The organism is Gibbsiella quercinecans (assembly GCF_002291425.1).
GTDB lineage: Bacteria > Pseudomonadota > Gammaproteobacteria > Enterobacterales > Enterobacteriaceae > Gibbsiella > Gibbsiella quercinecans.
This window is the reverse complement of record NZ_CP014136.1, coordinates 3,831,323-3,853,545: the sequence shown is the minus strand read 5'-3', so window position 1 is coordinate 3,853,545 and position 22,223 is coordinate 3,831,323. Positions and strand designations below refer to the sequence as shown.

Below are 22,223 nucleotides of genomic sequence, written 5' to 3'. Positions count from 1 at the left end.
GTTTATACTGTATGAAACCACAGTCATGTATTTATACACAGGAAGGTCACCATGCTGGCGCAATTAACCATCAGCAATTTTGCTATCGTTCGTGAGTTGGAAATTGATTTTCAACCGGGTATGACGGCGATTACCGGTGAAACCGGCGCCGGTAAATCCATTGCCATTGATGCCCTGGGGCTGTGCCTGGGCAACCGGGCTGATGGCAACGTGGTGCGCCAGGGGGCCTCCCGCGCCGATATCTGTGCACGCTTTTCGCTGGCAGACACCCCATCGGCTCGCCAGTGGCTGGAACAAAACCAACTGGACGACAGCAACGAATGCCTGTTGCGCCGCGTGATCGGCGCCGATGGCCGCTCACGCGGCTTTATTAACGGCACCGCCGTGCCCCTTTCACAACTGCGCGAACTGGGCCAACACTTGATCCAAATCCATGGCCAGCATGCCCACCAACTGTTGCTCAAGCCCGAGCACCAAAAGGCCCTGCTGGACGCCTATGCCGGCGAACACGCGTTGTTCACCGCCATGCGCCAGGCATACCTGCAGTGGCACCAAAGCTGCCGCGAACTGGCGCACCATCAGCAGCAGTCGGTTGAGCGCGACGCACGCAAACAGTTGCTGCAATACCAACTGAAAGAGCTGAACGAGTTCTCACCCCAGGCTGGCGAGTTCGAACAAGTCGACGCCGAATACAAACTGTTGGCCAACAGTGGCCAGTTGCAGACCCTTAGCCAACAGGCACTGCTATTACTGGCCGATCACGACGAGCAAAACATGCTCAGCCAGCTCAACAGCGCCAGGCATCTGCTGGTTGAACTGGCCGGTATGGATGAAAAACTGGCCGGCCTGTTGGAGATGCTGGAAGAAGCCACGATTCAAATCAGCGAGGCCAGCGACGAACTGCGGCACTATGCCGATCGCATGGAGCTTGATCCCAACCGGCTGCATGAACTGGAACAACGGTTGTCGCGCCAGATCGGCCTGGCGCGCAAGCACCACGTTGCGCCGGAAGAACTGCCCCAATTGCACCAGCAACTGCTGGATGAACAGCAACAGCTTTCACAGCAGGAAAGCGATCATGCCCACCTGAGCGAAGCCGTGAACCAACATCATCAGCAGGCGCTGCAGTTGGCGCAACAGCTGCAACAAAAACGCCAGCACTATGCCGACGAACTGACCCAACTGATCACCGCCAGCATGCACGCGCTGGCGATGCCGCACGGCAAGTTCCATATCGCCGTGCACTTTGAGCCGGAGCATCTTAGCGCCGAAGGGGCCAGCCGGGTGGAGTTTTGCGTTTCCACCAACCCAGGGCAGCCGCTGCAGGCGTTGGCAAAAGTGGCATCAGGCGGTGAGCTTTCGCGCATCGCATTGGCGATCCAGGTGATTACCGCACGCAAAATGGAAACCCCGGCGCTGATCTTTGACGAAGTGGACGTGGGCATCAGCGGCCCAACCGCCGCCATTGTCGGCCGCCTGCTGCGCCAACTGGGGGAATCAACCCAAGTGATGTGTGTGACCCACCTGCCGCAGGTTGCCGGGTGCGGGCATCAGCACTTCTTTGTTAGCAAACTCACCGACGGCACAGAGACGGAAACCCAGATGGCGGCGCTGGGCAAACGCGCCCGTCTCCAGGAGCTGGCCCGCCTGCTGGGTGGCAGTGAAGTCACCAAAAATACGCTGGCAAACGCAAAAGAACTGTTAGCCGCATAGAAAAGCTCAACTTTTTTGCATCCTCGTGGTCTGAGTTTGGCGCTCTATGCCCGGCAGCTTTCCGTCAACGGGAAAACGCCGCTCCCGCCCTTCGATCGCCTGGTGCCTAAGGGCCGGAGGAGCGCCAACGCTCTGGCAAGTTGAAATATGCCGGGTATATACTCTCATAATCTACGTTGCAGAATAAAAACGCCAACAGCGCGTTTATTCTGCCCTTGTGCTGGCCCCGCGGGCGTATCGCCGAATACGCGGCAAGCAAAGGAGCCGAGGGCTGACTCAGATAAATGATTCGGGCGGCTGAGCGCAGCCAACGCACAGGCAACTTGCAGTATGGTGAGCATAAAGGTTTCCAACTGCTGCAAGGTCTATTATCATCGGCACCCTATGCCCAAAAGGAATGTAATTACTATGCGCTGTAAAATGCTGACTGCTGCCGCTGTGGTTCTTGTGATGCTGACTGCAGGCTGTTCAACTTTTGAAAAAGTGGTTTACCGGCCGGATATCAATCAGGGGAACTACTTAACAGCAGCCGATGTGGCGAAAATTCACAAAGGTATGACCCAACAGCAGGTCGCTTACACCTTGGGTACCCCTATGATGCAAGATCCGTTCGGTACTCAAACGTGGTTCTATGTGTTCCGCCAGCAGCCTGGCCATGAGCCAATCAGCCAACAAACGCTGACGCTGAGTTTTGATAGTGCGGGTGTATTGACGGATATTCAGAACAAGCCAGCGCTGACCAATTAATCAGCCCGGCGCCCGTTATCATCGCAGGTGGCGCTGGCCTTGCCAGGCTGGCGCACTTTCCGGTGATGGGTAGCAAAAAAACAAGGCGCCTTCCGCGCCTTATTTTTTTGCTCTTTCCGCCCGCTGGCGGCGCAACTCTTTCGGATCGGCAATTAACGGCCGGTAGATCTCCACCCGATCGCCATCATTCACTTCATCCCCCAGCTTGGCCGGGCGGCTATAGATGCCCACCTTGTTGGCGGCAAGATCGATCTCGCTGCGCAGTTCCAACAGCCCGGAAGCCCGGATCGCCTGTTCAACACTGCTGCCCTGCGCCAGGGTAACCGTGCGCAGGTACTGGCGCTCCGGCAGTGCGTAGACCACTTCGACCCGGATATCAGGCACTGTAAACCTCTTTGGCCCGCTGGGTGAACGCTTGCACCATGCTGCCTGCCAGCTCTTTGAACACTTTACCGAAAGCCAACTCGATCAGCTTATTAGTGAATTCAAAATCCAGATGTAACTCCACCTTGCAGGCATCGGGGCTCAGCGGCGTGAAATGCCAGCCGCCCATCAGTTTGCGGAATGGGCCATCCACAAGCTGCATATTGATGCTTTGGTTATCCTGCAAGGTGTTACGTGTGGTAAACGTTTTGCTAATCCCCGCCTTGGCGACATCTACCGCCGCCGTCATTTCCTTATCCGTGGCGTTGAGCACGCGGCTACCGGTGCAACCCGGCAGGAAATCAGGGTAAGAATGAACATCATTAACCAATTGGTACATCTGCGCAGCACTGAACGGTACCAACGCAGACCGACTGATCTGTGGCATATCATTTCCTGTGAATCATAAACGCGCAGATAATAACATCGATCGGGCATCAGACAAAAAATCTACGCTTGATTTACCCGGCGCAAAAAGCGAGAAATTACGCATGTGCTGAACGGGAAAGGATTTCTTTCGCTGCGGCATCCAGTATAATGACCGCACTATGACAAAGAAAAAAGCATACAAACCCGGTTCCGCCACCATTGCGCAAAACAAGCGCGCCCGCTACGAATACTTCATTGAAGAAGAGTTCGAAGCCGGCCTGTCCCTGCAAGGGTGGGAAGTTAAATCGCTGCGTGCTGGCAAGGCCAACATCAGTGACAGCTACGTTATGTTCCGCGACGGCGAAGCTTATCTGTTTGGTGCCACCATCACGCCACTGAACGTGGCTTCTACGCACGTGGTGTGCGATCCCACGCGTTCACGCAAACTGTTGCTGAACAAACGCGAGCTTGATTCACTGCTCGGCCGCGTTAACCGCGAAGGCTACACCGTGGTCGCCCTTTCCATGTACTGGAAGAATGCTTGGACCAAACTGAAAATTGGCGTAGCCAAAGGTAAAAAAGAGCACGATAAGCGCGACAACATTAAAGAGCGCGAATGGCAAACGGCGAAAGCCCGCATCATGAAGAACGCCGCCGGCCGTTAAGTTGCTGGCGTAGCAGGGTAAACTTCTGTTATACTGCTGTTTAGTTACTGGGGCTGATTCTGGATTCGACGGGATTGTGAAGCCTTAGGAGCATGCCGAGGGGCGGTTGGCCTCGTAAAAAGCCGCAAAAAAATAGTCGCAAACGACGAAAACTACGCTTTAGCAGCTTAATAACCTGCTCTGAGCCCTCTCTCCCTAGCCTCCGCTCTTAGGACGGGGATCAAGAGAGGTCAAATCCAAAAGAGATCGCGTGGATACCCTGCCTGGGGTTGAAGCGTTAAATCCAATCAGGCTAGTTTGTTAGTGGCGTGTCCATCCGCAGCTGGCAGGCGAATGTAAAGATTGGACTAAGCATGTAGTGCCAACGGTGTAGTAATTTCGGACGGGGGTTCAAATCCCCCCAGCTCCACCAAATTTTGTTCTATAGAACGCCAAAGAAGTCCACTAAGCCCGCATGGCACAAGCCCTGCGGGCTTTTTTACGTCTGCTGGGCGCTGGGGCGATCTTGTGGCTTCCACAACTTTTAGGTACCTTCTTAGGTACCCGAAAGGCAGGTACCCATTTAGCGGGTACCTAAATGATGGAGGTACCTATGGCACGGTTAACAAAACCCCTCACCGATACGGAGATCAAAGCCGCCAAACCACAGGAGGCGGATTACACACTGCATGACGGCGACGGTCTGCAACTGCTCATCAAAAGCAGCGGCAGGAAAGTCTGGCAGATGCGCTACTACCGGCCTTTAACCAAAAAGCGCGCAAAACTGACTTTTGGGCCTTATCCCGAAGTTACTCTGGCCGACGCCCGGCAACGCCGTACAGCGGCCCGCGCCCTGCTGGTAAAAGATATTGACCCTTATGAACACCAGCTTTCATTGCGCAAGCAAGCGCTGGAAACCCAATCCAACACCTTTAAGGTCGTTGCCGAACGCTGGCTACAGCTAAAAAAGAGCAGCGTCACCGCCGACTATGCCTCCGATATCCAGCGCTCCCTCGAAAAGGATATCTTTCCCGCCATCGGCGATATCAGCATCACGGATATTAAAGCGCGCACGCTGGTGCAGGCTATTCAGCCGGTACAGGCCAGAGGCGCGCTGGAAACGGTAAGGCGGTTATGCCAGCGGATTAACGAAGTGATGATCTATGCCATGAACGTTGGTCTGATCGATGCGGCTCCCAGCGTCAATATCAGCAAGGCATTCGAGAAACCGCAGAAAAAGCACATGCCCAGCATCCGCCCGGATCAACTACCGCAACTGATGCAAACAATGCGGCTGGCAAATATCGAGTTACCGACCCGCTGTCTGTTCATGTGGCAGCTTCTCACCCTCACCCGCCCTGTCGAAGCCGCTGAGACGCGCTGGCAAGAGATCGAGCTGGAAGCTAAAGAATGGCGCATTCCGGCCGAACGCATGAAAATGAAGCGGGTACATATCGTTCCGCTGTCAGAACAGGCGTTGGCGATTCTGGCGCTAATGAAGCCCTTAAGCAGCCAGCGGGAATATGTTTTCCCCAGCCACATTAAGCCGTTACAGCCAATGAATAGCCAGACAGTCAACGCCGCGCTGAAACGCGCTGGATTAGGCGGCATTCTGGTATCCCACGGCATGCGCTCCATTGCCAGCACCGCGCTCAATGAGCAAGGCTTTCCGCCCGATGTCATCGAAGCCGCCCTCGCCCACGTAGATAAAAATGAAGTACGCCGGGCCTATAACCGCAGCGATTATCTGGAACAACGTCGCCCCATGATGCAATGGTGGGCTGACTTTGTGAAAGCGGCGGACAACGGCAGCGTGCTGGAAGGCGGAGTCCGGGGACTTAAGGCGATCGGGTGATTGTATGAGGCCGTGTTTTCTCTCCCGCCTCACACCATAAGCAAGTGATGGTGTGAGGCGGGAGACGCGTTATTTTTCTTTGCGTCGGGAACGCTCAAGGTACAAATTCAGCACATCTTCTGCGAATTCATCGTCAACAATGTAAAAGTAGCACTCCGGCACATTGAGTACACGGGCAAATTCGCAGGCCAATTCAAACGTGGGTTTATGCGTGCCATTTTCATAATGAGACAGACGCGAATAGGCGGTAGCCTCTTCGATACCAGCCAGTACGCCGAGCTTCTCCTGCGTAAGATTCGCTCTTAATCTGGCCGCTTTCAAACGCTTAGGAATCATTCAGTTATTACCGGCAGTTAATGTATTGCGGTAATCTTTAGCATTCCTCAATATGAATTTTCTTTAGAGTTTATAAAGATGGCGACGCGCTTAGTGTGTACCCTGCCCTTATTTGTCATCTGGTGTGCGTTGCCACCGTACGGTTTCACCGGCATACAGTGTCAGGATCGCTTCTGCAAAGCTATCGTCCACGGTGTAGAAATAGCTCTCTGGCACGTTCAATGCGTGTGCAAAGGCGCAAACCGTTTTGAACGATGGCGTATGCGTTCCGCTCTCATACTGCGAGAGACGAGAATAGGCCGTCTCTTCGCCAATCCCGGCTAATACGCCAAGCTGCTCTTGCGTCAGATTAGCCCGTAACCTCGCATTTTTAAGACGTTCAGGGATCATAAGGATCTGCCACCAATAACTGTATTGACAGAATCTTTAGCATTCCTTAAGATTCATTATCTTTAGACTTCCTAAAGAAGAAACATAAAACATGCCTGAGTCGGAAGAAGGCAACTTCGCTGACTCTGTCTTATGACTACTAACGAGGGTAACTTCCGATGACCGAACAAGACTGGCATCCGGCAGATATCATTGCTGGTTTAAGAAAGAAAGGCACAACGCTGGCTGCGGTTTCCAGAGAAGCGGGACTCGCCTCTTCCACTTTGGCAAATACACTGACGCGCCATTGGCCTAAAGGAGAACGCTTAATCGCCGAAGCCTTGCATAAACGCCCCGAAGAGATCTGGCCTTCGCGTTATAACAGCGGACAACATCAACAATACCGAGATGGAACCTCGGATTAGCCACTAAAAATTTACAAAATTTTTTTTCATCCTGTTGGTGGATTTAGACACTCCTCACTGGATTTCTATGGAATAGAAATCCAGTGAGGAGCCAACAAGCGCAGCGCGTTAGCCGCTTGATATACGGATTTTGGCGCAGTAAATTGTCAGTGCGATACCGCTGCTGCAAGCAGCATTCCCATGTTGCCACGACCTTCAAGGCAACGCGCAGGCCCAGCCTGTGTGGTCGACCCCCAACCCGCCCCGCTACCCTTTTGCGGGTGATCGCTGCGGCGATGGTAGCTACCTTATCCCAATGCCTTAGGGCTGCATCCTTTTTGCATACGCACTGATGCGTACAACAACCTCTATTGCTGGCGCAACCGTCTGCGGCCTTTTGCTGCCTCAGCGAATACTTCAATGAGGCTGCGGCGTCACTTCATACGGCGCATAGCCGTTGCAAGTGACGCCGCGAACAAACCCTGCGCCAGCCCTTACGCCACAACGCTTTCCGGCGTGCCCTGTCATCTGACGCACATTTTCTGCGTCAATTCTCATCAACCCACTTATCAGAGGAGGACTGAACCGATACCTGAGGCAGGCTTTCAGCCTGAGGGGATTACCCTGCTGATGCAGGCGGCTGCACCGAGTGCATAACCGATATCTCCGTCATACCTCAACCGCTGCCGCTCCGGCGCGCAGGTATTGCTCAGTGCGGCACGGTTTCCCCGTGTCGTAAATCGCCGTGCGCCGGAGAACAGAGGTTATTGAGGATGGGGGGATAACATATGTCACGATTAAGCCGGGAGATGCAGACGCTGGCCCGACAGGCTGGCGGCAGCCATAAGACGGTACATGACCGACTAAAAATTGCAGAGCGGCTTGCCAGCCACCTGCTGTCTTTGAATATTCAGATACGCACGGTGCAGCATCTGAAAGCGAAACATATCGAATGCTATATCGCCGGGCGGTTAGAACAGGGAATTACTCTACGCACGCTGCATAACGAAATGGCGGCGGTACGGGTGATGCTGCGCACCGCCGGGCGAGTTAAGCTGGCGGATGCGGAACGCTTGAGCAACAAGGCGTTAGGGCTGAGCGGCGCCAGCCGGGACGGTACGCGGCAGGCGATTACGCCGGAGCGCTATCAGGCAGCGCTGGCAACCCTGCAACAGAAAGACACCGGACTCGCGCTGACGCTGCAACTGGCTCGCATGATGGGCCTGCGCTCACAGGAAGCGGTGCAGTGTTCGCAGTCGCTTCAGACATGGGCCACCGCGCTGGAACGGGGCGACGAGCAATTGACGGTAGTATTTGGCACCAAGGGCGGACGGCCCCGACAAACGCGGGTGCTGGATCGGAAAGTGTTAATGCAGACGGTGAATCAGGCGCTGGCGATTGCCGCTACCCGCAACGATCGGCTGATTGATAAACCGGATCTGAAAAGCGCCATGAATCGCTGGCGCTCGCAAACCGTTCTGGCAGGACTAAAGGGGCAATATTCCCCGCACAGCCTGCGTTACGCATGGGCGCAGGATGCGATGCGTTATTACCGGCGACAGGGGTTCAGCAACCGGGAAGCCCGCTCGCTGGTGTCGATGGATTTAGGGCATGGTGATGGACGTGGGCGGTATGTGGAGCGGGTTTATGGGAAAGCGCTGTAGAGTGTCGTTGAATAAATCGGCGTGTTCTGACCCATGCTCGATCTGGCTCTTTTGCTGATCTGAGCGCAATCTAATCCGGCAGGCGGCTATGTGCCAAGTTCGTCCGACAGACATTCGTGGAATGGACTGCGAAGACGGTTAACTCATCATACTGGGCCAAACTGTATTATCAGGGGCAGAGAGAAAAGGGAAAATCTCATCAATCCGCGATCCAGGCTCTGGCGTTCAAATGGATAAGGATCATTTACCACTGCTGGAAGGCCAGAACATGCTACGACGAAGCAAAATACTTGCTGGCACTCAAAGAGATAAATTCGCCCTTACTGAAGTCATAAAAAACTTGTCGAGTGCCTCAGGGCGTGAAGCGGACATGGCTGACATCATGAGGAACTGGTCCTCTCTTTGCCGATTTTACAAAATGGGATAGAGTTAAGTGCTGGCCCCGGAAGCTTTTCATTGCAAACTTAGCTCACATTTATGACGCTGAGACGTAAAATATATGGAGATCATTATGGCATTTATACGTAAGCCGCAAACAATCCTTTCAGTACCAAATACTGAATCATTAAATGAACAGGAGTTTAACGAACTGGTAACAGAATTATCAGCGCAGGGCTTCACACATAGCTCGGAGGTTTCTGAATATATTGTTAAGAATAACCTTGGCGCTAAATATAAAAATATATCTGGTGTTCTGCAGATGAAGAAACGTGGTGATGAATGGTCATTTGACGGAGGTTTTCCTCCCGATATTTATGCTCGGTTATGCCAAAAGCTAAAGCTTAAAAATAAAGGATCACAAGCTCGTCCGGGAGAATTTACTCCCTATAAAAACGTCAAGTAATCTGTTGTGGATGATGCATCGATGAATAAGCCACAACTGAGAAGTGTTTGCCGTCAGCACTGACGGCCCTTCCGGCAATAGTTGGAGGGGGCCGAACGTCCTCAGAGTGCCAAGAGCGGAAGTTTCATAGGAACTCTTATGCTAGATTATTCAGGTTCTGACACTATAAATCTGGGGCAGCAAGGAGTCATGAGTGGAAGCATTTACAGTACGGCGCATAATCGAGAACGATCTGGACGATTTCAGGAAATTGAGGTTGGAGGCTTTACGGCTTCATCCTGAAGCCTTTGGTGCGTCTTATGGAGAATGCAGCCAGAAGCCACTGCAATTCTTTGCCGAACAACTACGAACCAGTCATGTCTTCGGCGGTTTTGATGTTCATAACACCTTGCAGGGCATGATTGGCGTGAACAGAAGCTCGTTACCAAAGCTGAGTCATGTTGCGAATATCTGGGGAATGTATGTTCGCGCCGAGAAGAGAGGTTCCGGGCTTTAAGCCAGACTCATGGATGCGGCGCTGGAAGCCGCCAGTTCAGCCAAAACAGTAAAACTGTCAGTAGTTACAACCAACCGGGCTGCATATGCGCTTTATCGTTCCTTCGGGTTCACCGAGTGGGCGACTGATAACGCTGCGCTATGCGTTGATGGGGAGTTTCATGACGAATTTCTGATGAGACGCGATTCACAGACCGATTCATAATAGGGATGTGATGTTCGATGTGAAAAATATTCAACCCTGACTAGTCAATGTCAGGTCCTCGCGGTGTTTCAGGCGATCCGCTCCGTGCCAAAAGCGGAAGTAGCTAACAGCACTTAGTGTTGACTGACGGGGAGCAAGTCACAGTATGTGATTATATCCAGCATGACTTGAAAAAAGATTGAAATCACTATATATAGTAACTAACCCATTTTTCTTTTGGCATATATAGTGCAAATGAACCCATTTCGTGTTTTGTGCTTAGACGGTGGTGGAATGCGTGGTGTTTATCAGGCCACCTACTTACAGACTTTTTCTCAAAGGCTAAGTCAGACAGGTTTTAAACAGTCTGACCCTGGTTCTGCCTTCGATCTACTGGTAGGTACCAGTACAGGAGGGATCGTTGCCTGCGCATTAGCCGCTGGTATTCAGCTTGAGAAGGTTCTCGAGCTTTACCAGACTTACGGTAAAGATATTTTTCCACGGCAGCGACTTCGTGCCCTTCCTTTTGTAGGTAAATACGTTCGCGGGTTGTGCTCGGGACTAGCTTCAGGTGAATTTGCCTTACGTAAAGTGCTTAAAGATACCTTTGGTGAAGAAACTATTGGCAAAGTTTATGAACGCCGAGGGATCGGTTTAGCCATCACTACTTTAGATTTAAATCGTCACTCCTCAACTGTATTTAAAACACCGCATATGGCTCGCCTAAATGGACGAGACAATGATCGACTACTGGTTGATGTATGTATGGCAACTAGTGCTGCACCTATCCTCCGATCAATCGCACGCCTTGAGGAGCCAGGCTCTGGCGGAGCAATCGTCGATTACGTTGACGGTGGGCTCTGGGCTAATAATCCAGGTGCTGTAGGCATGATCGAAGCCCATGAAATTCTCCAGCTCAGGGGCGAGACTGAACGCCCTGTACACTTATTCATGCTGGGCACTCTTCCTGTTCAGGGAGGTGAGGAACTTGCCAGTAGCAGTATGTTGCACCGTGGAGCTTTGGGATGGTCCGGCGGCCTCAAAGCAATCACTGCGAGTATGAATGCCCAGGCGGTTGCTTACGATTATATGGCTCGGAAAATTGCCGAGTTGAGAGGCAATGGCAGTTTTGCATACCGAATGCCAGCTCAGTGCCCCTCTGGGGAGCTACACAAATACCTCGAAAATATGGATGACGCACGTCCAAGAGTACTTAATGCATTAGCCCGGCAGGCAGTGTCCGACGTTGATTACGCATGGGCTCTTGCCGAATCAAATAATCACATGAAAGAATTTCGAACCGCCCTGTCGATTAAATCTAATACCTAAATTTAAATCTCTGGGAGATCAACATGACGTTAATTGACTGCAATAAAGAAATGAAAGGGTATCATTCAGAAAAAGTAACTCTGTCAAACACTGACCAGTCTGAAATGCGTGACCGTCGTGATAATGGAAGAAAACGGCTCGAAAATGGCCTGACTCGCTCATCCCATCCATTGCCAAAAGAATTTAGCTCCCAAGGTTCTTATGCGATGCGCACCATGGTCCAGGACGATTTATGTGATTACGACATCGATGACGGAATTTATTTCAACAAAGAAGACCTGAAAGATGGAGACGGTAATTATCTTGGTGCGCAGGATGCACGAAAGCGAGTTCGAAAAGCGTTGAAAGACGACAGGCTGGCCTATAATGCTGTTGTTAAGACAAATTGCGTACGCCAACTCTACCCTGATGGTTATCACATCGATATCCCAATATACCGTTCATTTATCACAAAGGACTTTTGGGGTAACGAAACAACTGAATATGAGCTCGCCAGTGGCGATGAGTGGACTAAATCCGATGCCCGTAAGGTTACCCGATGGTACAACAATGCTGTTGGTTCAGAGCTTAAAACTGGTCAGGCTGATACCAGCCAACTTCGCCGTGTTACAAAGCTGACCAAGAAAATGGCTCGTTCCCGGACCTCATGGAAAAAGAAAACCACCAGCGGTATTTGTATTTCGAAATTAGTTGTAGATCATTTTGTTGGTCAGGCGGGCCGAGATGATGATGCTTTACGTGAAACGTGGAAGGTCATCAAATCTCAGCTGACATATAGCCAGCGCATCGGGCATCCGGTGTTTGCAGATAAGAATCTTGCAGAAGAAAACGATGACGCCGTAATTTTCTTTCAAGAATGCCTAACTGAGGCGCTAAATGTACTTGAAGTGCTTGAAGAGTATAACTGCACTCGTGAAAAAGCCGCGCTTGCCTGGGATAGGGTTTTCAACACTGATTATTTCAGTACAGAAATCTCTCAGGACACCAACATGTCCAAATCTCTCATGCGCCCAGCTGTCAGCGCATCGGCATATCTATCCTTCCCCGCTCACCCCGTCACACCTAATAAATCAGCGGGGTTTGCCTGATGAATTGGTTACTGGAGAATCCTGCGCGCTTTTTGCGTGAGCAGGAGGAGCTCAAACGCCTTGAGAGTGAGCAAGAGTGGCTAAACATAGCTTTGCGCTTTAAGGGCGATGGTAAGTTGTCAGTAGAAATAAACATGACTATTCATGGTCGCGTTTATGAAGGGAGAATGACTTATCCGGACTCGTTTCCAGATTCTCCACCCTATATCCGTCCCAGAGATAGTTCCGAGAGATGGTCAAACCACCAATATGGTGAAGGGGGGTCATTGTGTCTGCAATGGCGAGCAGATAACTGGCAGCCTGACGTAACTGGGGCGGATATGGTGCTCAGTGCCTTTGAGTTGCTGAACACAGAGCAGCATCCCGAACTACCAAATTCAGTTCCCTCAGCACATCGTTTAACAGAAGGCCAGATTTTGCGGAGTTCGACCTGGCGCTTAATACTAACCACCGATATCATGGAAACTTGGAGTAATCTTCCTCCTCTATCCAGAGCCAGTTTAAAAACGGCAACCCTGTTCAGTTCTGATAAGGCTGTTACATTCATCACTCAGATTTCCGATGCAGAGAATAATTTCAAAAACGTCGAAGACGTTCCACAAAGTCTTGGGGCATTAACTTACTTACTTTCACTTTCCGGAGAAGGGTGGGTGTTCAAAAGTGAAGGATTTGATTTGAGATTGAAAATTAAATCTGGAGAAGATTTAATTCAGGCGATATCAGATGAGGGCTTTGATACAGAAGACATTCTGGTTCAGGAAGATAATAAGTACAAGGCCAGAACGATAGCGTTACTAGGTAGAGATGGATCATCAGTGAGAACTTTTTACCTTACCTCTAGTGATGAACCCACTATACACGAATTCAGTATTATTTTTCCTTCATCCACAGAGCTTAGGTTATCAGAGGAATCACAACGACTGACGAAGATCAGAGTAGGAATCATTGGCCTGGGCTCAATGGGTAGTAAAATCGCAACTTCACTTGCCCGGTCAGGAATAAAGCGATTTTTGTTAGTTGATGATGATTACCTGGCTACCAGCAATATGGTACGTCACGAGCTGTACTGGAATCATGTTGGCGAACATAAGGTAGAAGGCGTAAAAAGTGCACTTTCACTGATTTCTGCGGGCATTGAAGTCGATGCAAGTATTATTCGTCTGGCGGGACAAGAGTCCTCGGTATTTATGGCTTCCATCCTTAATGAACTCTCCAAATGCGATCTGCTTATTGACGCAACGGCAAACCCTGAGGTTTTTCTTCAGCTGTCCGCTCTTGCGAAACGCTATAAGATTCCGCTGTGTTGGGGGGAAATTTTTGCAGGAGGGTACGGGGGAATGATTGCTCGTTCCCGTCCGGGTTATGACCCAAACCCTTTGGCCGTTCGCGATGCATTTTATAGTCATCTATCAACTCTTCCTAAAGCACCTTTTGATAGCGCCCAAAATTACGATGGCAGTGAAGAACAGCCTCTGACCGCATATGACAGTGATGTTGGATTTATCGCTACAGCGCTAACCAGGCTTGCTATTGATACAGCATTATCAAGAGACCCCAGCGTATTCCCTTACTCTCTATATTTACTCGGCATGCGCTGTGAGTGGATTTTTGAGCAACCTTTTGACACGCACCCAGTCCATGTGTCTGGTGCTGGGTGGGATACCGATGACACAAGCGTCAGTGAAGAGGATCGTTTAGCTGCCCTACAAGCAATACTGAAAATTTATGAAGGAGAGGAACGTGCTGAACCTGATTCTTCCGGCTGAACAACAGGCAGTGATAATGGACGCTCTATCTAAAGCCGGACGCCGCGAAATTGGTGGGGTTTTAATGGGGGAACATATTGGACCCAATGAATTTATAGTACGCGAAATGACAGTACATCGTTGTGGTGCATTTGCCTACTTTGTCAGACGGCTTGAAGAAGCAATCAGTGGGTTCAGTAAATTTTTTAACGAAACAGGCCATAATTATCAGATATTTAACTATATCGGTGAATGGCACTCCCACCCATCTTTTGAACCGTACCCCAGCAGTAAGGACGACAGGTCCATGCTTCAAATTGTTCAGGATAAAAATGTTGGAGCAAACTTCGCGGTCCTTGTCATTGTCAAATCAGGTTCGAAAGGTGAGCTAATTATAACTGCTCACACCTATCTCCCAAATGGAACGAAAAGCGAATCAGAAATAACTTTGTTATGACCCTGGCCACGAATATGATCCATGCATAATCAGGAATAACCGGCTTCATGACCCTGACCCCGAATATGATCCATACATAATCAGGAATAACCGGCTTCAGGTTGGTTGCTTATTCTGGCAACCGGCAGATTTCTCGGCGAATTCGGACGGGGTCATCCTGACCTGCTCCCCGTTGATAAACACACCATAATGATAGGTCTGCTTATCGCTCATAGCCGCCTGATGGAACTCTTGCAGGCAACTGAGTGCCAGAAGCAGATATTACAAACACTACCGTATGTTAATCAATTGGGAGCAGGTCACTATGGCTAAAAACACATAATTCGATTCCTCGGTTGAAAATATTTTGCTACTCATGTCAAAAATGAGTCCCACAGCATCTACTTTAAGCAAGCAAAAAATTTTTAGGCCCACACTTGGGCCCATAAAACAAAAATCAAATCATGAATAAGCCATATAATCAAAATAATAGGGAATAAATTCAACTTCCCCCAGCGCGGGCTGTTTTGTGCCTGCTAAATGCGGTGGCGGCCTTATCGCTGGCGTAACTGCTACAGCCCGTAGCTGCTACCAAGCATTCCGGCGGCAGCTCTGTCATTAGATGCACATGTTTTGCGCCAACTCTTTTCAACCAATCGATCAGAGGAGAACTAAACCGATGCCAGGGCAGGCTTTCAGCCTGAGTGTCTACTGTACTGCTGAATGTACCACTGTATGAAACTGAAGAGATTGCGCTAAAACCAATCATGTGCCCTTCATCCATTCATTTACCCCTGTGAAGGCTCAAGAATGAGTATAAAACAGTCAGCGGCCGCAAATATTCAACACTTTGCCTGAAGAAACGCAGTGGAACGATATCGGAAAGGAAGGAATTCGTCATCAGGGCCAAAAGCCACATCCACTCTTCGCAGGCATAGCGGATATTTAGTTAATCATAATATATTGGTCATGCTGCAAGTTTCAGGTGTGTTGGCTTGGTTACCCGGCTTATCCTGATAGCTCTCTGCACCGCTGCCCTCCTGCAACGCGAATTGTTTTTGGTATATCACCATATTTCAGGCTGCAGATACGCCCCCTCTGTCAGGATAGATGGCACCCCCTATCGAAAACACTAATGACAAGATGGGACCCGATCGTGAAACGTATTTCACCAGAACGTAAATCAGCCGCACTGGCTAAATTACTGCCGCCCTACAACATGACCGTCACCGCAGTTGCACAGATGGAAGGGATATCAGAAGCTACCCTCTATAACTGGCGTAACAAGGCGAAAACAGAGGGAATACCGGTGCCGGGTGCAGACAAAACCACAGACCAATGGTCAGCCGATGCCCGGCTGGCAGTGATTATCGAAACCGCCACACTCAGTGAAGCGGAACTGGCGCAATACTGCCGTAAGAAAGGGATTTATCCTGAGCAGATTAGTCAGTGGAAACAAGGATTTTTGCAGGTATCTTCGCCTAATGATAAAGCCGCGCTCAGACAAAGCCAGAAAGAAGTCAAGCAACTGAAACGCGAACTGGTTCGTAAGGAAAAGGCGCTGGCGGAGGCGGCAGCGATACTGGTGCTCCGAAAGCAGTTGCGGGACTTCTACGGGGAAACCGACGAGGACGACTGACATCCGGCACAGAGCGACAGGTCCTGGTGGGTTATGTGCGCGAAGCGATGGTGTCAGGCGCTCGGTTGTCGGTGTCGCTCACTGAAGCCGGATTAAGTGAGCGGACGTGGCGGCGTTGGCAAATCTCGATGGAGGACAAGCGTGCCAGCTCAGTCAGACCCTCGCCGGCGAACCGGCTAAGTGCGCAAGAAGAGCAACAGATACTGGCGGTGTGCCATCAACCCGCGTATGCCAGCCTGCCCCCGTCACAAATCGTGCCGGAGCTGGCTGATAACGGGATTTATCTGGCGAGTGAATCAACCTTCTACCGTGTGCTGCGTCGGCATGGAGAAGCGCATCGCAGGGGACGACAGCGAGCGGCACAGAAAGTCACCCCGGCAACGACCTGGCAGGCCAGTGGGCCGAATCAGGTGTGGACATGGGATATCACATGGCTCCCGTCAACCGTGAAGGGACGCTGGTTTTACCTGTATCTGGTGGAAGACCTCTTCAGCCGAAAAATCGTGGGATATGAAGTGCATGAAGCAGAAAGTGGCGAGCAGGCAGCCGCCCTGATACAGCGCACGGTACGTCGGGAAGGATGCTGGCAATGTCCGCCGGTGCTGCATGCGGATAATGGGGCGGCGATGAAGTCACAGACGTTGCAGATGAAGCTGCATGAGTTGGCAATAACGCCATCTCACAGCCGGCCAAGGGTCAGTAACGATAATGCCTATGTGGAGTCGCTGTTCAGGACGCTGAAATATGTGCCGCAGTGGCCGTCATCGGGGTTCGACAAGTTAGATGATGCGCGTGAATGGGTAGAGAGTTTTACCCGGTGGTATAACGAAACGCATCGACATAGCGGCATCAGGTATGTAACGCCAGGCCAACGGCACCGTGGTGAAGATGGCACGGTGCTGAAGAAGCGGGATGACGTGTACCAGATGGCAAAAGCGCAACGACCTGAACGCTGGTCTGGCAGGACACGGAACTGGCAACCGATAGGCGAGGTAATGTTGAATCCAGAGCGGGAAAAACAGGCAGCCTAAATTAACCGGGGGTGCCAACTATCTTGACACTTACCGTACGTCGGCTGCACTTAATTATATGGCCCGCGACGTGGCCTCAACAACCAGCAGCGCTGAAATCCCGGCCGGCAGATTTTTCTGCCCCCCAAATTATTTAGAGTATATATTTTTATTACTGGTAAAAATTAGCCGGATAAAGAAACAATCACGTCGTTACGCAATTTACTAATATGCATTCTCATCGCCTCGACGCTTTTTACCGCATCGCGCTGAGTCAGGTAATAAATAATATCCTGATGCTCGACATGATTTTCACTCTGGCGATGCAGCGGGCTGTGCAGGCGAAACAGCCGCACATTAATACGCAGCTTTTCCAGCATTTGCACCAACACTTTATTGCCTGAGGATTCGGCGATAAAATTGTGCAGCCGGTCATCAAAGCGCCAGTATACATGTTCCTCATGCTCGCCAGACATCAACGCCTGCAGTTCGCTGGCATACTGGCCGAGTTCGTCCAGGTCGATACGCTCTACCGCGCGGTTTACCGCCTCGCACTCCAGCACCTCGCGCAGCGCCATGGTGTCCAGATATTCTTTAATATCCACGGAACGCACCGCATAAGAGCGAGCGCCACGCCTCACCAGCAGATTCTCGCCCGCCAGTCGGACCAATGCTTCACGCATCGGCGTGCGCGATACCTGCAATTCATCAGCCAGCCGCGATTCAGACATCTCGCTGCTGCCCGGAATTTTCCTTTCCAGAATCAACTCCCGCAGCAGCAGGTAAACCTGCTCGGAAAGACTGGCTGATTTCAGATAAAGTGGCTTAGCCGCCATAATCGCGGCAAGCACGTGATCCTGATAGTCTGACATGGAACATGTTTACCTGTGTCCATAAAAGTAAGGGCCTAAGTGTAACGAATTATATGGCCGGAGGGAAAGGCGCCGCGCAGGGTAAAAAGCGCCCGTCGCCCGCCTGGCCACAAAAAGCCCCATCGGCCCATACTACTTTGCCGCGCGCCAGCGTGATCGATGGCCAGGCGCGCAGCGCCTTACCCTCATACGGCGTGTAATCGGCAGCCGAATGCAGATCCGCATGGCGGATCGTTTTATCGCTCTGTGTATCCCAGATAACAATATCCGCATCGGCGCCGATCGACAGCGTACCCTTCTGCGGATACAGCCCGTACAACTTTGCGGGCGCCGTCGCGGTCAGCTCGACAAACCGCTGCGGCGTCAGCCTGCCGCTCAGCACCCCTTCGCTCATCAATAACGGCATACGCGTTTCCAGCCCCGGAATACCGTTGGGCACCCGATCGAACGAGGCGTTATCGCCATGCAGTTTCTTGCCGTGCGGATCGTCATAGTTATAGGGCGAATGATCGGACGAAAAAATGCTAAAGGTGCCGTTGGTCAGCCCGGTCCAGATCGCGTTTTGGCTGTCGGTATCGCGAGGTGGCGGGCTGCAGATACATTTCGCGCCGTGGAAATGATCGTCGATCCCCAGATCTTCCGCGGTCAGGAACAGATACTGTGGACAGGTTTCAGAGAAAATATTCAGCCCCTTGCCACGCGCCCAATAGATCTGCTCCAGCGCAGAGCGGCTGGAGACGTGCACCAGTAAAATCGGTACATCGACCAGTTCGGCCAGCGAAATCGCCCGGTGCGTCGCCTCCCTCTCGCCGATCGCGCTATGCGCAACGGCATGGAAACGCGGCGCGCTCTTACCCTGCTTTAACAGACGTTCAGTCAGCCAACTGATGCAGTCGTCGTTCTCCGCGTGGATCATGCTAAGCGCCCCCAGTTTGCGCGATGCGTCCAGCACGTCAAGAATGTCGCGATCTCTGAGTTTCAGCGCGTCATAGGTCATGTAAATTTTAAATGAGCTATAGCCAGACGCCACCATGCGTGGCAGTTGTTCATTCACCACGTCGGGCGCGGCGTCGCTGATGATCAGGTGGAAGGCATAGTCGATACAGGCCTTACCGTCGGCACGCCGATGGTAATCGGCCACCGCGTCATCCAGGCTTTGCCCCTTAAACTGCATGGCGAACGGGATCACTGTGGTGGTGCCGCCGCAAGCGGCCGAGCGGGTGCCAGTGAGAAAGTCGTCGGAACCGACAGAGCCGTCGGCCGAAGGCTGATCGAGATGACAATGCGCGTCTACCCCGCCCGGCGTCACCATCCGCCCCGCCGCGTCAATGGTCTGTTCCGCCAGAGCCGGATCAAGCCGTTCGCCAATGGCGACAATCCGCCCCTGATGAATACCGATATCGCCGGTAAAGCGATCCGCCGCAGTTACGATGTCGGCCCGGCGGATGATCAGATCATATGCTTTCATTAGCGCGTCTCGTTATTTAATTTGTTGCCGGCGCCGATCGCCGCCCCGGCCTTTTCGTCCTTCGGCGTATGCTCGCTGCGGTAAGCGTTAGCGTAATGTCGCTCAATGCGGCGCTGTATCAGATCCCACAGCGTGGTCAGAATCAGGTAATAGGTGGCGGCCACCATAAACAGCTCCAGCACCATAAACTTTTCCTGAATCAGCATCTGCGTACGGCGCAGCAGCTCTTCCATCGAGATCACCGAGGCAATCGAGGTAGTTTTCAGCAAGCCGTTGAAACTGTTGCCAAGAGACGGCAGGATCAGCCGCATCGTCTGGGGAAAGATGACGTAGCGCAGCACGCCTACACCGCCGAACCCCAGCGCTTTCGCCGCGTTGATCTGGCCACGCGGGACCGCCTGCACGCCGCCGCGGATAATCTCGGCCAGATAAGCGGCCTCGTTCAGAATCAGGCCAATCAGCACCGCCTCCACAACGGTAAAGCGAATACCTATCTGCGGCAGGCCGGTATAGATGATGATTAACTGCACCAGCAACGGCGTGCCGCGGAATATCCATGTATAGAATTTGGCCGTCTGGCTCAACCAGACTATCGGGGAGAGGCGGGAGAAAGCGACTAACGCACCCAGCAGTAGGCCTCCGAGCATCCCCACCAGGGTAAGACAGATGGTATAAACAACACCCATCATTAAATAATGATTGAACAGGTACTCGAAGTAGCCTGCCCAGCTCCAGCCGTGATTCATTGCTCATCTCTCCCGTAAGGCAGTTACAAGGAAGGGCCGTGAACGGTAAAAGTTCCGGACGTCGTTTGCGCATTAAAGCGTTTAAACAGGGCATCCAGGCTGCCATCGGCACGCATCTCGTTTAGGACTTTCGCCGTGGCCTCCGCCAGGGCGCGATCGCGGAACGCAAGAGAAACCGGCGTTGGCTCCAGGCCGGAAATCACCTGGCGAAACTGTCCCTGCCGCTGGTATTCATTGGCCACAGCATCCAGGCTGATCACTGCGTCCACTTGGCCGGCGCGTAACGCCTGAAAAGCGATGGCGAAGTTATCAAAGGTGAGGATCTCAATCGGCTTGAGCTTTTTAGCCTGCAGCTCAGCGCTGACACGGCGGATCGCTTTTTCTTCAAAACCGCCGATCTCCACGCCCACGCGCTTACCTGCCAGATCCTCAGGCTTGCTGATACCGGCTGGGTTGTCCGGGATCGTCGACAGGCCCACTGACTGATTTTCATACGGGATCATCCACATGATTTTGGCGCGTTCCGGCGTAAAGAAAATGCCGGTATTGATCATGTCCCAGCGGCCGCCCTGCAGCCCCGGCACCATGGCGGAAAACTCGATACGAATATAGTTCGGTTCAAGGCATAGCCTCTTCGCGATCTCTTTGCCCAGCTCGATACGCATCCCCTTCAGTTGGCCAGTGTTATCAACAAACTGCAAAGGCGGCAGCGTCGGGTTAGTGGACATATTTAACTGACCGGGAACGATCAGCTGCGCGCCGGCTGGCGCGCTACAGGCGGCGGCGAAAGATCCCGTGCTAACCAACAGCCCGGACAGCGCAACAGCGTGAAGCAAAGCAGACAATTTTTTCATATCGTTTTCCCCAGTAATGAACAAAGAGAGAATCGGTTACTGCATATTGATGCTATTAAGCACACCGAGCTTATCCAGCGCCTGGCGCAACGCCTGTTGGGCGGACGCCTCCAGCGGCAAACGCGGCGCGCGCGGATCGCCGACCGGCAGACCGAGCATATCGAGCCCGGCTTTGCTGGCCGAAACATAGAATGGCCCGCCCACGGCCCGGACGACAGGCACGATCTGTTTATAGATCGCCAGCGCTTCGTCGCGGTTCTGCCGGTCCACCGCAGCTTCAAACATCTGGGCGCACAGTTGCGGCAGCAGATTAGAGGCGACGGCAATCCAGCCACAGGCGCCCAGCCAGAAGGATTCATAACCGAGAATGCCGGCGAATACGTTCATTTTGTCGCCGCACAGTTCGATGATGTCGCGCACCCGGGTGACTTCCAGCGTCGATTCCTTGATGTAATTCACCGTATCAATCTGCGCCAGCCGCGCGACCAATTTGGGTTGCAGATCAACATTCGCCGTAGCCGGGTTGTTGTAGATCATGATCGGAATGCTGATCGCTTCGCCGACTTTGCGGTAATGGGTGAAGAGCTCATCATCATTCGGGCAGCTATAGAACGGCGGAATGATCATCACGCCATCCGCTCCCATCGCCTCCGCTTCCCGGCTGAGTTCGATACAGTCGCGGGTCCATTCGGCCCCGGTGCCCATTAGCACGGGCACACGCCCTCTGCTGGTGCGAATCACCGTTTCGGTGACCAATTGTCGCTCTTCCCGCGTCATCGACAAAAACTCGCCGGTGCTACCAAGCGGAATAAGCCCATGAATTCCCTGTTCTATTTGCCATTCCACCAGCTGTTCCAATGCTGGCACGTCAATTGCTGCTCCATCCGGAGTAAATGGAGTGACTAAAACCGTATAGGTACCGCGAAAAGTTTCCATCGTTCTGTCCAAATGTAAATGAGGTTATTGCATACGAAGTGTATACGTATACA

Annotated in this window: 22 protein-coding genes, 1 other RNA gene and 1 pseudogene; 15 read left to right on the top strand and 9 right to left on the bottom strand. The window is 52.1% G+C overall.

Going from position 1 to position 22,223, the window contains the following annotated elements; translation table 11 throughout:
- Positions 1-51: 51 nt before the first annotated feature.
- Both recN and bamE read left to right on the top strand, forming a co-directional pair.
- Positions 52-1,713: a DNA repair protein RecN gene (gene recN / locus ACN28Q_RS17745; RefSeq protein WP_095847551.1), complete on the top strand. Its 1,662-nt coding sequence runs from the start codon at positions 52-54 to the stop codon at positions 1,711-1,713.
- Positions 1,714-2,121: 408 nt separating this feature from the next.
- Positions 2,122-2,460, top strand: coding sequence for an outer membrane protein assembly factor BamE (bamE, locus tag ACN28Q_RS17740; RefSeq protein ID WP_095847550.1), 339 nt, complete (start codon positions 2,122-2,124; stop codon positions 2,458-2,460).
- 99 nt (positions 2,461-2,559) lie between these two features.
- Here the strand turns inward: bamE and ACN28Q_RS17735 are convergent, their stop codons facing one another.
- Together ACN28Q_RS17735 and ACN28Q_RS17730 are read right to left on the bottom strand one after the other, a co-directional pair.
- Complete coding sequence (locus ACN28Q_RS17735; protein WP_095847549.1) at positions 2,560-2,844, bottom strand: RnfH family protein; 285 nt, start codon at positions 2,842-2,844, stop codon at positions 2,560-2,562.
- The gene (locus ACN28Q_RS17730) at positions 2,837-3,271 is read right to left on the bottom strand and encodes a type II toxin-antitoxin system RatA family toxin (protein ID WP_095847548.1); all 435 of its coding nucleotides are present in this window, start codon (positions 3,269-3,271) and stop codon (positions 2,837-2,839) included. Before ACN28Q_RS17730 ends, ACN28Q_RS17735 begins: the two co-directional genes overlap by 8 nt.
- A 160-nt stretch (positions 3,272-3,431) precedes the next feature.
- Here ACN28Q_RS17730 and smpB point away from each other — a divergent pair, with 160 nt between their 5' ends.
- From smpB to ACN28Q_RS17715, 3 genes are all read left to right on the top strand, one after another.
- On the top strand, positions 3,432-3,917 hold the full coding sequence (gene smpB / locus ACN28Q_RS17725) for an SsrA-binding protein SmpB (protein ID WP_095847547.1): 486 nt from the start codon (positions 3,432-3,434) through the stop codon (positions 3,915-3,917).
- 49 nt (positions 3,918-3,966) lie between these two features.
- Positions 3,967-4,329: a transfer-messenger RNA gene (ssrA, locus tag ACN28Q_RS17720) on the top strand.
- A gap of 180 nt (positions 4,330-4,509) precedes the next feature.
- A complete protein-coding gene (locus ACN28Q_RS17715; protein WP_095847546.1) occupies positions 4,510-5,751 on the top strand; it encodes an integrase domain-containing protein in 1,242 nt (413 codons plus the stop codon).
- A gap of 69 nt (positions 5,752-5,820) precedes the next feature.
- Here ACN28Q_RS17715 and ACN28Q_RS17710 read toward each other — a convergent pair whose 3' ends face one another.
- Together ACN28Q_RS17710 and ACN28Q_RS17705 are read right to left on the bottom strand one after the other, a co-directional pair.
- The gene (locus ACN28Q_RS17710; protein WP_015854887.1) at positions 5,821-6,087 is read right to left on the bottom strand and encodes a helix-turn-helix transcriptional regulator; all 267 of its coding nucleotides are present in this window, start codon (positions 6,085-6,087) and stop codon (positions 5,821-5,823) included.
- A 108-nt stretch (positions 6,088-6,195) separates the two neighbouring features.
- The gene (locus ACN28Q_RS17705) at positions 6,196-6,477 is read right to left on the bottom strand and encodes a helix-turn-helix domain-containing protein (RefSeq protein ID WP_095847545.1); all 282 of its coding nucleotides are present in this window, start codon (positions 6,475-6,477) and stop codon (positions 6,196-6,198) included.
- Between the two features lie 158 nt (positions 6,478-6,635).
- On the opposite strand from ACN28Q_RS17705, the gene ACN28Q_RS17700 reads away from it, so the two are divergent.
- The 10 genes and pseudogenes from ACN28Q_RS17700 (at position 6,636) to ACN28Q_RS17655 (ending at position 17,315) form a co-directional block, all read left to right on the top strand.
- Positions 6,636-6,881, top strand: a complete 246-nt coding sequence (locus tag ACN28Q_RS17700; RefSeq protein ID WP_095847544.1) for a helix-turn-helix domain-containing protein — start codon at positions 6,636-6,638, stop codon at positions 6,879-6,881.
- 767 nt (positions 6,882-7,648) lie between these two features.
- Positions 7,649-8,524, top strand: coding sequence for an integrase domain-containing protein (locus tag ACN28Q_RS17695; protein ID WP_095847543.1), 876 nt, complete (start codon positions 7,649-7,651; stop codon positions 8,522-8,524).
- Positions 8,525-8,604: 80 nt separating this feature from the next.
- Positions 8,605-8,859 (top strand): annotated as a pseudogene (locus ACN28Q_RS17690) (IS110 family transposase); the annotation flags it as partial.
- A gap of 176 nt (positions 8,860-9,035) precedes the next feature.
- On the top strand, positions 9,036-9,368 hold the full coding sequence (locus ACN28Q_RS17685; RefSeq protein ID WP_095847542.1) for a hypothetical protein: 333 nt from the start codon (positions 9,036-9,038) through the stop codon (positions 9,366-9,368).
- Between the two features lie 193 nt (positions 9,369-9,561).
- On the top strand, positions 9,562-9,864 hold the full coding sequence (locus tag ACN28Q_RS17680; protein WP_095847541.1) for a hypothetical protein: 303 nt from the start codon (positions 9,562-9,564) through the stop codon (positions 9,862-9,864).
- 438 nt (positions 9,865-10,302) lie between these two features.
- Positions 10,303-11,376 (top strand): patatin-like phospholipase family protein, encoded by a 1,074-nt coding sequence (locus tag ACN28Q_RS17675; RefSeq protein WP_095847540.1) that lies wholly within the window; start codon positions 10,303-10,305, stop codon positions 11,374-11,376.
- Positions 11,377-11,399: 23 nt separating this feature from the next.
- The gene (locus ACN28Q_RS17670; protein ID WP_131928990.1) at positions 11,400-12,464 is read left to right on the top strand and encodes a cyclic GMP-AMP synthase DncV-like nucleotidyltransferase; all 1,065 of its coding nucleotides are present in this window, start codon (positions 11,400-11,402) and stop codon (positions 12,462-12,464) included.
- Positions 12,464-14,230, top strand: coding sequence for a ThiF family adenylyltransferase (locus tag ACN28Q_RS17665; protein WP_095847538.1), 1,767 nt, complete (start codon positions 12,464-12,466; stop codon positions 14,228-14,230). The genes ACN28Q_RS17670 and ACN28Q_RS17665 overlap by 1 nt, the downstream gene beginning before the upstream one ends.
- A complete protein-coding gene (locus tag ACN28Q_RS17660; protein WP_165907080.1) occupies positions 14,205-14,666 on the top strand; it encodes a M67 family metallopeptidase in 462 nt (153 codons plus the stop codon). The genes ACN28Q_RS17665 and ACN28Q_RS17660 overlap by 26 nt, the downstream gene beginning before the upstream one ends.
- Before the next feature lie 1,135 nt (positions 14,667-15,801).
- Positions 15,802-17,315, top strand: a protein-coding gene (locus tag ACN28Q_RS17655; protein WP_418251455.1) for an IS3 family transposase whose coding sequence is annotated in 2 segments (ribosomal slippage) — positions 15,802-16,252 and positions 16,252-17,315 — 1,515 coding nt in all. Because the reading frame shifts where the segments join, the coding sequence is not laid out codon by codon here.
- Between the two features lie 164 nt (positions 17,316-17,479).
- Here the strand turns inward: ACN28Q_RS17655 and ACN28Q_RS17650 are convergent.
- From ACN28Q_RS17650 to dapA, 5 genes are read right to left on the bottom strand one after another with little or no spacing between them, the layout of a single operon-like run.
- On the bottom strand, positions 17,480-18,166 hold the full coding sequence (locus ACN28Q_RS17650) for a GntR family transcriptional regulator (protein WP_095847536.1): 687 nt from the start codon (positions 18,164-18,166) through the stop codon (positions 17,480-17,482).
- Between the two features lie 49 nt (positions 18,167-18,215).
- Positions 18,216-19,634: a dihydropyrimidinase gene (gene hydA, locus ACN28Q_RS17645; protein WP_095847535.1), complete on the bottom strand. Its 1,419-nt coding sequence runs from the start codon at positions 19,632-19,634 to the stop codon at positions 18,216-18,218.
- On the bottom strand, positions 19,634-20,380 hold the full coding sequence (locus ACN28Q_RS17640) for an amino acid ABC transporter permease (RefSeq protein ID WP_095847534.1): 747 nt from the start codon (positions 20,378-20,380) through the stop codon (positions 19,634-19,636). The genes hydA and ACN28Q_RS17640 overlap by 1 nt, the downstream gene beginning before the upstream one ends.
- Positions 20,381-20,403: 23 nt before the next feature.
- Complete coding sequence (locus ACN28Q_RS17635; RefSeq protein ID WP_095847533.1) at positions 20,404-21,234, bottom strand: ABC transporter substrate-binding protein; 831 nt, start codon at positions 21,232-21,234, stop codon at positions 20,404-20,406.
- Between the two features lie 36 nt (positions 21,235-21,270).
- Positions 21,271-22,170, bottom strand: coding sequence for a 4-hydroxy-tetrahydrodipicolinate synthase (gene dapA / locus ACN28Q_RS17630; protein ID WP_095847532.1), 900 nt, complete (start codon positions 22,168-22,170; stop codon positions 21,271-21,273).
- Positions 22,171-22,223 lie beyond the last annotated feature (53 nt).